The organism is Bacillus sp. LQ01, from assembly GCF_057624735.1.
Genome location: NZ_JBYEZL010000001.1, coordinates 2,312,772 through 2,328,902, shown reverse-complemented (window position 1 = coordinate 2,328,902; position 16,131 = coordinate 2,312,772). Strand labels below are relative to the sequence as shown.

Below are 16,131 nucleotides of genomic sequence, written 5' to 3'. Positions count from 1 at the left end.
ATTCGCGTTTTTCTCCGTAGCGAAATAGGGCTCATATGCTCTAACCTCATTCTATTAGTAAATAGCCTGCAATCATTGTCCTCTGTACATGAAATAAATTTGGTTTGTAATATAATCTGAACTAAAATGAAGTCCGTTTTTTATCCACCACATAATGATTCCTACCAATGAAGCGGTTTTAATCTCAATGGCAACATAATCTTCGGGTAGCTCTGTCTCACTATTATTTCTGCGCGTTTCTACTAATTTCTTTATTAATAGAAATAATTGTTCCTCAAAATGATTCATATTAAATAAAACAGATATATAATTTCGATGAATATATAAATAATCAAGCAATTGTGTTAGCTGTTGTTTTTCTGATAAATTGCTTACGTGTATTAAAGCGGTAATTTTATTAGAAAGTTCGTTTAAAATTTCATCAGTGAGTTGCATGAGTAAATCCTGAATATCTTGATAGTGTAAGTAAAATGTTGTCCGATTTAATCCAGCTTCGTTTGCAATTTTCTGGACTGTTAAATTTGAAATAGTGGATTCCTCTTGTAAAAGGGAATAGACGGCATTTTTAAACATTTCTCTTGAACGAAGTGTACGAGGATCCTCTTTTTTAGATGTAGACATTTTGAAACTCCTTTATAGATTTTTCTTTGACTTTCTCGACATAGCATATTTTCAATGTCGATTAATGAACATTTTTAACAAAATTGTTCATGGTCAGGAATATGTATCTTTGTTACTATGAATTTTATCGACACTGTGTCGATAATGCAACTATAGAAAAAGGGAGTTTACAAATGGAGAAGGGAATAACAGAAAAAAATAAGAAAATTTTATTACTTGTACTAATTGCTGGATGTTTTTTATCAACATTAAACCAGACGTTACTTAATGTGGCAATGAGTAAATTAATGGAAGTATTTGATGTTACAGCTACAACTGTACAATGGTTAGCAACAGGTTTTATGCTCGTAAACGGTGTTTTAGTGCCAATTACGGCATTTTTAATGAAACGTTTTACAACGAGGCAATTATTTAATAGCTCAATGATTTTTTTATTGATCGGAACATTACTATGTGCCGGTGCCATCAATTTTGGCATGTTATTAACAGGAAGAATGATTCAAGCAATTGGGGCAGGAATTATTATGCCGCTCATGATGACAGTTATTTTATATTTATATCCTAGTGAAAAGCGCGGGAGTGTTATGGGAACTATCGGCTTTGCTATGATTTTTGCGCCAGCCATTGCTCCAACGTTATCTGGTTTTATCATTGAATATGTATCATGGAGATGGTTATTTATTGGATTAGCTCCATTTGTATTCATCGTCATTATTCTTGCGCTAAAATATTTAATGAACGTTGCAGATACGACAAAAGCAAGATTGGATATTGTAAGTGTCATTTTATCAACGATTGGCTTTGGTTGTGTTTTATTTGGATTCAGTAGTGCAGGAAGTAAGGGATGGGATCACCCGATTGTTATTACGACAATTATTACCGGGGTACTTGTTACAACGCTATTTTGCTTACGTCAAATAAAGTCTAACGATCCATTATTAAATTTATCCGTATTTAAGTATAAAATTTTTACTCTTACATCAGTGATCAATGTACTTATCACGATGATTATGTATGCTGATTTAATTCTTTTACCGATTTACTTACAAAACGGAAGAGGATTTACTGCATTTGAATCAGGTTTACTTCTATTACCTGGAGCGGTCATTAATGCATTCTTATCACCAATTACAGGTAAAATGTATGATAAATACGGAGCAAAACCACTCTTTATTACAGGGTTAGTATTTATCATTATTTCGATGTGGGGGGTAATTGATTTAACTGAATCCACAACGTATATGTATGTAATGGTGCGTACTATTCTTTTACGGATTGGGTTAAGTTTCATTTCAATGCCTTTAAATACAGCAGGACTAAATGCTTTACCTAGAGAATTAGGTTCACATGGTTCAGCCGTAAATAATACGGTTCGTCAATTAGCTGGTGCTATTGGAACAGCTGTTGTTATTACTATATATACAACTCAAGCAACTTCACACGCTTCAGAGTTATCTTTAGAAAATGGAAACATTACAGCTATTCAACTAGCGAAATTATCCTCTATTTTCGGCTCAAGCGATGCGTATCTATTCATGTTATTTTTATCTTTCGTAGCATTAATCTTTGCATGTTTCATGCCTAAAAAAGTGGCAACTCAAAAACTTGAAAGTAAGGCAAGTAATTAGAATGGTTTATAGAGTTGTTTAGAAAGTATATGATGGAAGAAAAGCAAGTGATCTAATAATTAAGGTCATTTGCTTTTCTTTTTGTTTATGCACTTAACTGTATTTTGTAAAGATATTAAAGGAGACATGAAAAAATCCACCTACAACAATTAAAAGATTGATTGAAACAATATAAAAAGGACTCGTAAATTTATCCCACTTTAATGGGTAGTAAGACCCCTACCTCAAAATTCAGAGAAAGCAAAGAAGTTAGGTAGGGGATCAACTGCCCATAAAAGTCCGATTGGTGAGGGCTGATTAAAGTTTCACTTTATAAGAGTTCTTTTTTGTAATTGCTATAATTTCTACTTAGGAATTGAAAATAAAATTAATCCGGATTATTATATTGTTATTGTAAATTTATTTTATTGAAGGAGGATACATAGATGAAAAGCTCAAAAGGCTCTATTGAATCAGAGATAAGCAAAGCAATTACTCACTGGGAAAAGGACTACCTAGGACGCGGGTCTATATCCGTTAAGACAGATATATTACGGGATATGATTATCGTAAATTTACAAGGTGTTTTAACGCCGGCTGAATATAGTGTTTGCGAAACAAAAGACGGTATGTTAACGATAAAGAAAAATCGTTCGGAGCTAGTTGAATCTGGAATTGATGATCTGAAAGAGATTATACTAGAATTAACTGGAGAGAAAGTGAAGAGCTTTCATACGGATATAAGCTCCCGTACAGGCGAACGAGTAATGATTTTTAAATTGCTTCATAATCTTGAGGAGAAATTTTAAAAATACCTTAAGGTTAGTGGAAGGATTAAGAAACCTACAAGTTTTGCACTTTATTAACAGGCTAATAATTAAAAACTTGAAGTTATTTAGGTATAATAAATCTTAATTCTAATAACTCTTAAAAAACGGATAAATAAATTGACAAACTGCTTAATATGGTTTATCTTATAATTGTTTTAAAAAATTGATAGATGCTCATTTTAACAGCTTGCTATAATTAAGGCTTTAGCATTTTTTTAATATGTAATATTGACTAAATGAAAAAGTTTCTTAATTAAAAGATAGCGTATAACATAAATTGATATATTGATTGCATAATCTAGGAGATCAGAAATATACATTTCTTTTTAACAGGAGTAATACATACATTATTATCCTCTATAAAATGGGAGCTCTTCAAAAAACTTTATTGAAGTTAGTTGAAGGGAAACCGACAATCTCCATAATTCAATGATGATATAAAATCATTGAATTATGGAAGTTGTCGGTTTTTTTTATGGGAAAAAACGATGCACTAAAAAGAGTGAATGAAAATTGAAATTTAAAAAATTATCTTAATTAAAAGGAATTTTTATAGGTTATTTTCGCTTAGAAGGGAGTATTTAACATGTTAATTTCGCTGAGTTCATCAACACTGTTAACATTATTTTTTATGGCGCTTAGTGCTTCTTGGCTAAGTGGATTATTGTTTTTACATGCAAGGATGCCTTTACGTTTTGTTCATATCCATATTGGTATCGCTGCTTTGCCTTCATTGATTTCTTTACTCGCACTTGTTAATAACAATGGAGATAGAGTTGTGGGGCCTTGGCATCTAGATACTTTAGCTTGGTTAATGGCTTTCTTTGTTCTTACAATTGGTTTAATCATTCAGCGTTTTTCTGTACGTTACTTAATGGGAGACCACTCATATCGAAAATACTTTGCAATTTTTACATTTACTACAGGTGTATCTTCGGTTGCATGGTTAAGTGACGATCTTCGTTTCATGATCATTTGTTGGGGAGCAACGCTTATAGGATTGGTTCTACTCATAGGGCTAAATAAAGGGTGGAAAGTAGTTAGTGAAGCAACTAAAATCTCTGGCTATTTATTTACAATAAGTTGGATTGCGTTGCTATCAGCTATCATTTGGCTTTTTCAAGTAACTGGACAGTGGCAATTAACATCAGTTTTAACGAATGAAAATGTAGCGCTACATGGAACATTGGAGAGAACAGGAATTAACTTATTAATTATATTAGCGGTGATGATTCCAGCAGCACAATGGCCTTTTCAAAGATGGTTAATTGAGTCCGCTGTTGCTCCAACTCCTGTTTCTGCTATTATGCATGCGGGTTTAGTAAATGCTGGCGGTATCATGTTAACTAGATTTTCACCTCTTTTTCATGATGATATTGCACAAATCATTTTACTTATTTTCTCTAGTATTTCTGTCTTGATAGGTACAGGAATTAGTTTAGTCCAAGTTGATTATAAACGTCAGCTAGTAGGTTCAACTATTGCACAAATGGGATTTATGCTTATTCAATGTGCATTAGGCGCCTATTTAGCGGCTGTTATTCATTTAATTTTACATGGTTTGTTTAAAGCTACACTGTTTTTACAAGCTGGTTCTTCAGTGCAACGTTTTGGGGTAGTGAATCAGTCTAATGAAAAGATGTCCAATTTATGGATTATAGTCGGGCGTGTTTTAGGATTATTTATAGCAATTACTTTCTGGTTTATGACTTCTGGAGAGGGGTATCAACTAGTTAGTGCGTTAATCTTAGGCTGGTCACTATACTTTTCATGGAAACAGCTTGTTGTTTTTGGAGAGGGAAGAATGGGACGAATTGCTGGCGTAATTGTTTTGATTGGATTTTCTCTCATTTACTTTACCGTTCATAATTCTCTTTATAAATGGTTGCATACTGATATTTATCAAAGTGTTCAACCTTCAGCTCCAGCCGTTATCTTTGTTATATGTATTTTACTATTTAGTAGTGTTACTAGTACTTTCGTTACTCGTCATCAATCTTCTACTTTATTCGCTGTACTTTATCTTTGGTTAGTTCGAGTAGGTGAGGCGAGAAGAAAATCAGTAGAAAGTCACCCAAGCTATCTGAAACATTATGTATCAAAGGGAGGTAATTCGTGATGAGCATATCGTCAATATTAAAGAAAGATACAAACATTGATATGCAAGAAAATAATATAAATGATTTAGTTGCATCTGCTAGCCGAGTTATTGCACCACTTTGGCCTATCTCTACGTTTGCAGCTCACCACCCTTGGATGGGACTTGAAAAGCAATCATTTGAACAAGTCGCAAATTGGCTAAAAGAAGCTCGTAATGTGGATATGTATCCTAGTACTTCCATGATTCATTCGGCAAAAGCGAAAGGTGAGATTGAGGAATCATTTTTACAAAGTAGTTTGTCTCGTTGGCTGGATTCACAATCTTTTCATATTCCGCGAGAGAAAGTAGAGGGATTTTGCCAAGCGGCTTTAAAGTTAGAAAAATTACCTTCTAGTCTATTATCATCGCCAGAATTAAATAAACTGGCAGACGAAATGAGTTATATAAATACAGGGAGTATGAAAGCCTCTGTTATGCAGCCAATAAGTTCGCTTATAGAGAATCAAAATAGTGAAAACCTATCTGATATTCTTAATTATCATATCATTAAATGGTGTAAATTATATCTTGATGACTCCGGATCAAGTTGGACGATGCCAAATCGAGAGAAAGGTTTTTATCGTGCATGGCAACACCTTATTACATTTGATCCAGCGCTCAGTAAAAATGAGCGTAAAGTTTTAAAAGATTGGCCACAAGATGCCGAAGTAGCTTTAGCGAGAGCGTTATTTGAACTAGGAATTTCTGAATCTAACATACAAGCTTATCTTGAAGGGCACTTACTTTCTTTACCTGGGTGGGCAGGAATGATACGATGGCGCTCACAACAATCAATTCAGGAACAGGGGCTTTTAATAGAATATTTAGCAGTTCGAATTTCTATGGAGCTGGCTATTGCAAAACCTTATTTACCTTTAAAAAATCAAAAGGTTGAGAAAAAAGTTTCGATCGTCCCACTTATAGCTTCTTGGATCTATTGGGGGAATATTTCAACACGGGAATGGTCACAAATGTCTGCAGCTGAACAAAGCGAATTGTTAGCATTTGCATATCGTTTTGATGAAAATATTCGCAGGAAACTTTGGCTGGAAGCTTGGGAACAAACGCATGCAGAGCAATTAAGAGAGAAGATTGCTTCTAAACAATGTGCAACCAATGATAAAAAGCGTGTATTAGCTCAATTAGCATTTTGTATTGATGTACGTTCAGAACCGTTTCGTCGCCACTTAGAAAAACTAGGTCCGTTTGAAACGTTTGGAATAGCTGGTTTCTTTGGGTTACCAATTGCGACTAGTGAACTAGGTAGTAATGACAGCCATCCTTCTTTGCCAGTTATACTGAAACCGAAGCATCAAATAAAAGAGCTTACAGATGAAAATGAATTTAAATCTTATGAGCAACGTAAGAGGGTAGGCAGTTCGGTGCGTTATACATTTAAAACGATGAAACAGAACGTACTGACAAGTATGGCGCTACCTGAGTTAAGTGGTCCTTTACTTGGTCTACAGATGGTGACAAGAAGCTTTGTCCCAAGAGGAGTTGGTGGTTTCATTCGTAAACTTCGTAAAACTATGTTACAAAAACCTGATACAACATTCTCGCTTAATTATGTTCATGACACAAAAGGTGAGATACCTATCGGTTTTACGAAAGAAGAAAAAGTGAACTATGTGCGTCAAACTTTAAAAATGGTGGGACTGACAGAAAAATTTGCTCCTTTAGTTGTAATGTGTGGACATAGTAGTCAAAGTACGAACAATCCTTATGCGGCAGCACTTGAGTGTGGTGCTTGTGGAGGCGCAGCAGGGGGATTCAATGCAAGAGTTTTCGCTACTTTATGTAATCTTCCAGAAGTAAGAGAGGCGTTGTCTGCTGAAGGCATTAACATTCCTGAGGATACCATTTTTGCAGCAGCTGAACATAAAACAACAGTGGACGAATTGGAATGGATTTACGTCCCAGAACTTTCGAAAACTGCGCAAGAAGCGTTTGATTGTATCGAGACGATTATGCCAAATGTGAGCCAACATGCAAATAGAGAACGTTTAACGCAATTACCTAATTTTAAAAAGAAAATAAAAAATCCGAGTAAAGAGGCGCATCGATTTGCAGAAGATTGGAGTGAAATACGTCCAGAATGGGGATTAGCGCGTAATGCATCTTTTATTATCGGAAAGCGTGAATTAACTCAAGATTGTGACTTAGAAGGTAGGGCTTTCCTTCATAATTATGATTGGAAACAGGATGAAAGTGGAGATATATTAGCTAATATTATTGCAGGACCAGGAACAGTTGCGCAGTGGATAAATCTACAATATTACGCATCAACTGTAGCTCCTCACTATTATGGTAGTGGAAATAAAACAACCCAAACCGTAACGGCGGGTCTCGGTGTTATGCAAGGGAATGCTAGTGACCTGTTGCCAGGCTTACCTTGGCAATCCGTTATGCAGTCAGATAGTGAGACGTATCATTCACCACTTCGTTTACTAATTGTCATTCAAGCACCTATTGAATATATAGAACGTTTGTTAAATAATGATTTCACATTTCGAGAAAAAGTTCAAAATGGATGGGTTAGACTTGCAAGTGTTGATCCAGAGGGAAGCTGGAAAAACTGGTAACAATTATTATTGTTACTAGCTTAAAAGTTTCATAAATACAATAATGAAGAAGGAGTGCTCCATATGAATTCAAAGAATAAAAAAGTTTTATTATTAACAGACATTGAACACGGAATAGAGCCTAGTATCCAACAAGTAACTAACATTCAACAAGAAAACATGTTGACTATACACAGCTATGATTCTGTAATTGTACATCCTTATGGAGATATAATGAGATCTATTATTATTGCTATTTATCAAGAAAATGTTAAAGAAATTTTTGTTGTCGGAATAGAGGATAAAGAAACTTCTTCAGTTAATCTACAAACTCAACGTGATTTCATAAAAGATAATATAGAATTAGACTATCTCTTTAAAAATTGCATGCCTGAATTTTCAAGTGGTAGCCTTAATCAATGGCTGAGTGCACAAAAAAATGTTAGTGAAAATATTGAAAAGAGTATAGATATGATCCGTCATCATCCATTAGTACCTTCTGATATTGAAGTTCATGGTTTCATAATTGATAGAACGGGTGAAAAAGAAACGGTTGTTAAAGTTTTTGCTAATAAAGTACTGAAACAAATGCATTCTTATGTGTAAGTTATCGATAGATAAGCAACTTTTATTTGGACTTATATCTTTTACAAAGAGCAAAAGAAATCTTCTATAAATGGGGATCTTTTGCTCTTTTTGTTTGAATTTTTCATGTGTTTTATAGGAGATATCTAATATGTACATAATAAAAATATATAACCTTTTGTATGAGATTTTAAGGACGGATTAGCAGGCGGAAAATAAAAAATTATGTTGTGATTTATTTCAAGATTATTATTAAAAAGAATGGAGATTCTTTAATTATGAGAATAAAAAAGTTAAAACCTAAAGTGATATGGAAAAAAAGAATGTTGCTAACTCTTTTTATTGTTTTCGGATTGATTATTGCGGGGGTTGTTTTTTGGAATGTTTCACCTATTCCGAAAGCGTTTCTCATAAAAAAAGCATTTGAAGGTGGAATGTTTGTTCAATCTAATAATTATAAAAACGCTCTAAAAGAGACACGAATTGTTAAAGATATCAATTATAATTCTAAATTTCCTGATGGTACATTAGACATTATTTATCCCAAAAATTTTATAGGGAAAACACCTGTTATTTTTTGGGTGCACGGGGGTGGATTTGTAGGTGGAGATAAATCAGACATTACTGGTTATGCAGTAGAATTAGCTGCTCGTGGTTATACAGTGATAAATATAAATTATGCTCTTGCTCCTAAAAGAAAGTATCCTACACCAGTACTACAACTTGGTGAGGCTTATGAATATATAAAAGCAAATGCAAAGAAATATAATGTAAAACTAGATGACCTATATTTTGCAGGAGATTCTGCGGGAGCGCAAATATCTGGACAATTTGTTACTATTCAAACATCTCCAGATTATGCGAAATTAACCGGGATTGACGCTGTTGTTGCTCCTTCTACAATTAAAGGTATATTGCTATTTTGCGGCCCGTATAATATGCCTGCATTAGCTAAAATGGAAACATCCAAAGAAGTGCAAGACTTTATGCGTACTACTGGCTGGGCTTACTTTGGGAAAAAGAAATTTGAAACATTACCTGAAATGGAAATCGCCTCTATTTATAAACACGTTACAAAAGATTACCCACCAACGTTCATCACAGATGGAAATACTGCATCATTTGAAGAGCAAGGTAAAGCATTAGCTTCTACTTTACAAAATAAAGGAGTACCTGTAGATACACTTTTCTTTGATAAAAATATCTCTGGCGAGTTAGCACATGAATTTCAATTTAAAATGAACACTCCAGCAGGTGAAGAAGCTTTTAACCAAGTTCTTAAATTTCTAAATGAAAATAAATAATATATATACTATTAACTTTTTATAAGCCTAGTTTAATACCATATATGGGTGAACAAAATATTGCATTAATAATCTAATGGTAGCAAAAATAAATTTGATAAGAAGTATATAGTAAGAATGATTTGGAGATACAGATGGGGATATAACTATTTTATTTAGGACGGTGCACTTTAAATGGATTTACAGAAAGGGAAATTATATTGGAACACAACTTTTTCTAATACATCTTCTTATCCTCGCTTGGAAGAAGATATAAAATGTGACGTACTAATAATAGGAGCAGGAAGTTCAGGTGCTCAATCAGCATACTATTTGAGTGAATCAGATTTAAATATTGTTGTCGTTGATAAAAGAAAGGTAGGACACGGAAGTAACCTTACAAATACAGCACTGATTCAATATTTAGGTGACAAGATGTTTTTTGAACTTGTAAATACATTTGGAGAAGAGTATGCAGTTAAGCATATGAAATTATGTGAACAAGCTATTAATGATATTGAATATGCTGATCAAAACTTGCCTTATTGCTCTGACTTTAAACGACGTGACAGTTTATATTATGCAAGTTATGAAGAGGATATAAAGAAATTAGAAAAAGAACTGTATTATTTACATAAGCATGATTTTAAAGCGACTTGGCTATCAGAGGAACAAATTGGACAGAGATATCCATTTAAAAAACGTGCAGCTATTTATACGTATAATGATGGTGAAATAAATCCTTATAAATTTACACATAGTTTATTAGAACAAGCTGCTAATAAAGGAGTTCAAATTTATGAAGATACAGAGATTGTTGGCAAAAAGTTAGAGAAAGAATGTGCTATCTTTTATACAAAGGGGGGCAATTCTATTACTGCCAATAAAGTAATTGTGGCTGCAGGATATGAAGGGTTGGAATTTAAAAAGGAAAAGAACGCTACACTGATTAGCTCATATGCAGTTGTTACTAATCCTGTAGAAGATTTATCTTCTTGGTATAAACGTACTCTCATTTGGGAAACTGCGAGACCATATATTTATATGAGAACTACTGCAGATAACAGGATTATTATAGGTGGGTTAGATGAAGATACAAACATTGCTCAAGAAAGAGATTCAAAATTAATCCATAAAAAAGAGAAATTAGTAAATGAATTTAATAAGCTCTTTCCCAATATAACAGTTGAACCTGAATTTTATTTAAGTGCTTTTTATGGTGGTACTCATGATGGTTTACCTATAATTGGAATGTATGAAGAGTTTCCAAATTGTCACTTTATCTATGCGTATGGAGATAATGGATTAGTATATAGTATGGTGCTTTCTAAAATTGTTCGAGATATAATTATTAGCGGTTCAAGTCCGGATTTGAATTTATATTTACAAACTAGACCAAAACTAAATGAGTAAGCTACATGTATGCAAAATCAAGGTAGTATAAAAAAGTAATAGTTTTTACGGTTTTAATTACTTTATATAGGAAGCAATTCTACAATTATAATCTCTCCAATATATTTGGGGGGATTTATTTTTTTCTTATGATTTATTGAAAAATAGTCTAATTAGACTATAATGAGTATATAGTTTAATTAGACTATATATTTTATTGAGTGTGAAAAAAGGAGGAAAGAGGTATGGTTGCAAAAGAGAGCAACTTACGCTTAGTGATAGCTGGGTTAATGCTAGGCATTTTAATGGCTGCAATGGATAATACAATTGTTGCCACTTCAATTGGTACAATTGTCTCAGATTTGGGTGGATTGGATAAATTCATCTGGGTTACTTCTGCTTATATGGTTGCAGTTATGGCGGGTATGCCTATTTTCGGGAAATTATCTGATATGTATGGTAGAAAGAGGTTTTATATTTTTGGTTTATTAATCTTCTTAATTGGTTCTGCATTATGTGGTACTGCGCAAAGTATTGTTCAGCTAAGTATTTATCGTGCAATTCAAGGTATAGGTGGGGGGGCACTGATGCCAATCGCCTTTACCATTGTATTTGATATTTTTCCTATTGAAAAAAGAGGGAAAATGACTGGATTATTAGGGGCCGTATTTGGTTCTTCAAGTGTATTAGGACCTTTATTAGGTGCGTATATAACAGAAAATATAAGTTGGCATTGGATTTTTTACGTCAATATTCCAATTGGTCTAATGTCATTAATTTTTATTTTAAAAGCTTATAAAGAAAATAATCCACCTACTAAGCAAAATATTGATTGGTGGGGGGCGATAACACTCGTCATAGCAGTAATTAGCTTAATGTTCGCTTTAGAGTTGGGAGGAAAGGAATTTAAGTGGGATTCGATACAAATTATTGGGTTATTTGCATCGTTTATTGTATTTTTCGTTGGCTTCCTATTGGTAGAAAGAAAAGTGAAAGATCCGATAATATCATTTTGGATGTTTAAGCGTAAGGAGTTTGCAATATCACAAATTATTACGTTTTTCTATGGAGCAACATTTGTTATTTTAACAGTATTTATTCCTATTTTTGTTCAGGCTGTATATGGTGGAACAGCAACTAATGCTGGATTAATTTTAACCCCAATGATGTTAGGTTCTGTAGTAGGTAGTGCAATTGGTGGAATATTTCAAACGAAAATTAGTTACCGCAACTTGATGTTATTATCTATAATATCCTTTGGGATAGGTATGTATTTGTTAGGAACGATGGATCCACAAACAAGCCGTGTACTTTTAACGATATACATGATTATAACGGGGTTTGGAGTTGGATTTTCGTTCTCTTTGCTTCCCACAGTTTCTATTCATAATATGGAACCGAGATTCCGTGGTTCAGCTACTTCAACAAATTCATTCTTTCGTTCACTAGGTATGACAATTGGAGTAACGATTTTTGGCTCCATTCAAAATAGTACCTTTACAGCTAACTTAAAGGATGCTTTTAAGGGAATAGAACATGGTTCCAGCATGTTAAATAATCTAGGTGATCCGAGTGCAATATTTCGCTCAGATGTAAGGTCCAGTATACCTACTTTTATTCTTGAAAAGGTTATAGCTGCTATGTCATCTTCCATTACTACTGTTTTTCTATTAGCTTTAATTCCAATTATCGTTTCGTTTATGGCAATATTATTTATGGGGAATGTCAAAGCTGGTACAAAGGATAATAAAGTGAATTTGAAGTTATAAATTTTATAAAACAAAAAGATTCTTTACTTATTTTTAGCTTATACTATTGGTATAGGTTATTAAGGAGTGGAGAGTTATGAATACAAAGCTTTTTATGCTGGGTCTTCTTATGGAGAAAAATAGGCATCCGTATGAAGTCCAGCAACTTTTAAAAAATAGTGAAATGAAATATTATATAAAAATTACTAAAGGCTCTTTATATTATACATTTGAGCAACTTGAAAAGAAGGGTTTTATAGAGGTTGTTGATATTATTCGTAATGAACAACGTCCTGAACGGACTATTTACGGTATTACTAAAAGTGGTAAACAAGAATTTGAACATTTATTATTAGAGCAAATGATAAAGAAAGAGGATATGCATCGTCCTATATATGAAGCGCTACTTTTTGCACAATATGGGGAAGAAGAATTAATTCTAGAACAGCTAAAAACTAAAATTTCTCAACTGACGATATATCTTACTACCCTTCAAAAAGTATATGAAGAGAAGTGTGGAAAAGAGAGTGTAGCTAAGTTATATATATTATCTAGTGTCATTTTACATTTAAGAACAGAGTTAAAAGTTTTACAGGGTTTATATAACACTATAAAAAATGAAAAGATAGATAATATTGGAAATGATGTACTTAGAGAGATAGAAAATCAATGTTTATAGTGACAGATATTATAAAATAAAGAAAAGTATAATATTTTAATTCATAAATTAAAAACGTTAATTTGGACAGGTCTAATAGTATAGGGAACTGTCCATTTTTAATATGTAAATTCTCCATTCAATGTTAAGAAATCTTAATATTTTTGTAGGGTGAAAATTAAGATTTTTTCAGTAGATTGATTGTATGTTCTAAATTAACATTGGAGAGGAATTTATGAATGTTATTTGTTTTATGTAAGAGTATGTGAAGCGGCCTCGGATCGTAGGGGGCTATTTTACCCAGTTCAAATCAACTTGCAAAACAGATGGTTTCTTCAATATGTTTAAAAAGCAAAGTGTATTATCACGCATTAACGGGTAGTAAGACCCACATCTCAAAATTAAGTGGAAGCAAAGAAGTTAGGTGGGGGGCGGGATTCCCGTAAAAGACCGATTGGTGAGGGCTGATTAAAGTTTCACTTTATACGTGTAAGGTAAAACTAAATGTATAATACTACAGCATAGAACGAGATGTCAGAGAGGAAGAAAATATGATGCAGAAAGAAAAAATTTTGATTGTAGATGATGATATAGAGATAAGAAAAATCGTATCCATTTATTTAAAAAATGAAGGGTATGAAATTATAGATGCATCGGATGCTATAGAAGCTTTAGAAACTTTAAGAAATACAACAATTGATTTAATCATTTTAGATATTATGTTACCGAAAATGGATGGCATAGAGGCTTGTTTAAAAATAAGAGAACAGTATCAAATGCCTATAATTTTTTTGTCAGCTAAAGATGAGGATATAGATAAGATCCAGGGATTAATGAGTGGGGCAGAAGACTACATTACCAAACCGTTTAATCCACTTGAATTAATGGCAAGAATTAAATCTCAATTACGAAGATATCGTGTTTATCAAACAGAAGAAGTAAAACAATTTATTCATGAAATAGGCCATCTTAAGGTAGACGAGGAGACAAGACAAGTTTTCATTAGAAATGAAGAAGTAAGGTTAACTCCAAAGGAATTTGACATACTTTCTTTATTAGTGAGAAATAAAGGAAAGGTTTTTAGTGTAGAAAAAATATACGAGATGGTCTGGGAAGATTCATTTTATAAATCAGATAATACAGTCATGGTTCATATTACTAAAATACGGGAAAAAATTGAAGAAAACCCTCGTCAGCCTGTTTATTTAAAAACAGTATGGGGAGTTGGCTATAGAGTATGATCGATCGTACGAAATTAAGGGATAATATATTCTTTTCTACACGCTTAAATATAAAGCTTATTTTAATTTTTTTGCTCTGTTTCATCGTTGCGGTTGTTACTTTTTTTCTCATAGCAATGAAAAGTGCAAATCTACTTTCTTATAATCAACAGATTGAAAAAGAAGCCGAAATAAGGGAAATAGCGATAGGGATAACTAATGATATACAAAAGCGTAATTTGGAATCTGGGCATATAGAACAAGTTATACCGATGATTCAATCTATCCAAAAGAAGAATGAAAATTTAAGGTTTTTAGTATTAGATTATAAAGGCCATATTATCTATCGTTCACATAATTTTCAATTGCAGGATAATCTCCCACAGGAATTATTACAGGAGAAATTAAATGTTACACCAAACGTCAGAAATCCTTTGTTTGAGAAGTTCATATTGTTTGTTTCACCAGTTTCATTTCAAGATGGAATTGGATATGTAATGGTACAATCTCCAAATTCGAATAAAACAATCTCACCAACTCAATATAATCAAAATTTATTACTTGCTTTGGTGAGCAGTATATTAATTTTCATCCTTTTATTTTTGCTGTTTATGATCCCTATTACAAGATACATTAAAGAAATTGAACGAGGTATTCAAAAGATTGTAAAAAAAGATTGGAAACATTCCATACGTGTTAAAGGAAAAGATGAATTATCTTCTTTAGCTTATAATATTAATTGGATGGCTAGTCAATTAAGGGAGCGTTTTGAGAAAGAGAGAGCAATTGAGAAAGGTAAAAGTGAATTTATTACCAATATTTCTCATGATTTGCGTACCCCTTTAACGTCTATTATTGGATATTTAGCATTAGTAAATGAAAAACAATATCGAAATAAAGAAGAATTAGAAATGTATATTCAAAATACGTATAATTTAACATTAAAATTAAAAACTCTCATTAATGAATTGTTTGAATACACAAAATTATCTTTACCTGATGTTAAGTTGAGAAAAGAAAAAGTAGAATTGGGCAATTTGTTAGGTCAGCTAGTAGGAGAGTATATCCCGATTTTTGAAAAACAGCAATTAATTGTTAAACTACATATCATTAATAAGGATATTTGGGTATGGGCAGATATAGAAAAACTGGTGCGTGTATTTGATAATTTACTATCTAATACTGAAAAATATAGTTTTTCAAATTCAACAGTAATAGTGGAACTAAAAAAAGAAGAAGATAAGGCATTTATTTGTATTACAAATAAAACAGATCATCTTGAAGCGCAAGAATTAAGCAAGATGTTTGAGAAGTTTTATCGAGTTGATAAATCACGGTCGAGTCAAATACACGGATCCGGAATTGGTTTAGCAATTGTAAAGCGCACAATTGAATTGCATGAGGGCAAAGTATGGGCTGAAAGTCATGGAAATAGTCTTACGATACATGTAGAATTACAACTTTTAAAAAATGTTTAAAAACT

General features: G+C 32.8%; 12 protein-coding genes. 11 read left to right on the top strand and 1 reads right to left on the bottom strand.

Features of this window, described 5'->3' with window-relative positions; genetic code table 11:
- Positions 1–72: 72 nt before the first annotated feature.
- A complete protein-coding gene (locus AC22L0_RS12090; RefSeq protein WP_087965119.1) occupies positions 73–621 on the bottom strand; it encodes a TetR/AcrR family transcriptional regulator in 549 nt (182 codons plus the stop codon).
- Positions 622–794: 173 nt separating this feature from the next.
- Between AC22L0_RS12090 and AC22L0_RS12085 the strand changes: the two genes are divergently transcribed.
- The 11 genes from AC22L0_RS12085 to AC22L0_RS12035 all read left to right on the top strand — a co-directional run bounded on the left by AC22L0_RS12085 (position 795) and on the right by AC22L0_RS12035 (position 16,126).
- Positions 795–2,249, top strand: a complete 1,455-nt coding sequence (locus tag AC22L0_RS12085; protein ID WP_487272277.1) for a DHA2 family efflux MFS transporter permease subunit — start codon at positions 795–797, stop codon at positions 2,247–2,249.
- A gap of 425 nt (positions 2,250–2,674) precedes the next feature.
- Positions 2,675–3,037 carry a Na-translocating system protein MpsC family protein gene (locus AC22L0_RS12080; RefSeq protein WP_000842548.1) on the top strand — a complete coding sequence of 121 codons (363 nt, stop codon included), beginning with the start codon at positions 2,675–2,677 and terminating at the stop codon, positions 3,035–3,037.
- Between the two features lie 607 nt (positions 3,038–3,644).
- Positions 3,645–5,177, top strand: a complete 1,533-nt coding sequence (locus tag AC22L0_RS12075; RefSeq protein WP_087965123.1) for an NADH dehydrogenase subunit 5 — start codon at positions 3,645–3,647, stop codon at positions 5,175–5,177.
- Entirely contained in the window at positions 5,177–7,783 is a 2,607-nt protein-coding gene (locus tag AC22L0_RS12070) for a DUF2309 domain-containing protein (protein WP_087965125.1), read from the top strand. Before AC22L0_RS12075 ends, AC22L0_RS12070 begins: the two co-directional genes overlap by 1 nt.
- Positions 7,784–7,846: 63 nt before the next feature.
- Entirely contained in the window at positions 7,847–8,368 is a 522-nt protein-coding gene (locus AC22L0_RS12065; RefSeq protein ID WP_001086248.1) for a carbonic anhydrase, read from the top strand.
- A 257-nt stretch (positions 8,369–8,625) separates the two neighbouring features.
- Positions 8,626–9,651, top strand: a complete 1,026-nt coding sequence (locus tag AC22L0_RS12060; RefSeq protein WP_048568434.1) for an alpha/beta hydrolase — start codon at positions 8,626–8,628, stop codon at positions 9,649–9,651.
- A 174-nt stretch (positions 9,652–9,825) separates the two neighbouring features.
- Positions 9,826–11,043 carry an NAD(P)/FAD-dependent oxidoreductase gene (locus tag AC22L0_RS12055; protein ID WP_000365648.1) on the top strand — a complete coding sequence of 406 codons (1,218 nt, stop codon included), beginning with the start codon at positions 9,826–9,828 and terminating at the stop codon, positions 11,041–11,043.
- Between the two features lie 224 nt (positions 11,044–11,267).
- A complete protein-coding gene (locus AC22L0_RS12050; protein WP_000225814.1) occupies positions 11,268–12,791 on the top strand; it encodes an MDR family MFS transporter in 1,524 nt (507 codons plus the stop codon).
- 76 nt (positions 12,792–12,867) lie between these two features.
- Positions 12,868–13,449: a PadR family transcriptional regulator gene (locus tag AC22L0_RS12045; RefSeq protein ID WP_087965127.1), complete on the top strand. Its 582-nt coding sequence runs from the start codon at positions 12,868–12,870 to the stop codon at positions 13,447–13,449.
- 533 nt (positions 13,450–13,982) lie between these two features.
- Positions 13,983–14,669: a response regulator transcription factor gene (locus AC22L0_RS12040; RefSeq protein WP_001168370.1), complete on the top strand. Its 687-nt coding sequence runs from the start codon at positions 13,983–13,985 to the stop codon at positions 14,667–14,669.
- Between the two features lie 116 nt (positions 14,670–14,785).
- A complete protein-coding gene (locus tag AC22L0_RS12035; RefSeq protein ID WP_487272275.1) occupies positions 14,786–16,126 on the top strand; it encodes a sensor histidine kinase in 1,341 nt (446 codons plus the stop codon).
- Positions 16,127–16,131 lie beyond the last annotated feature (5 nt).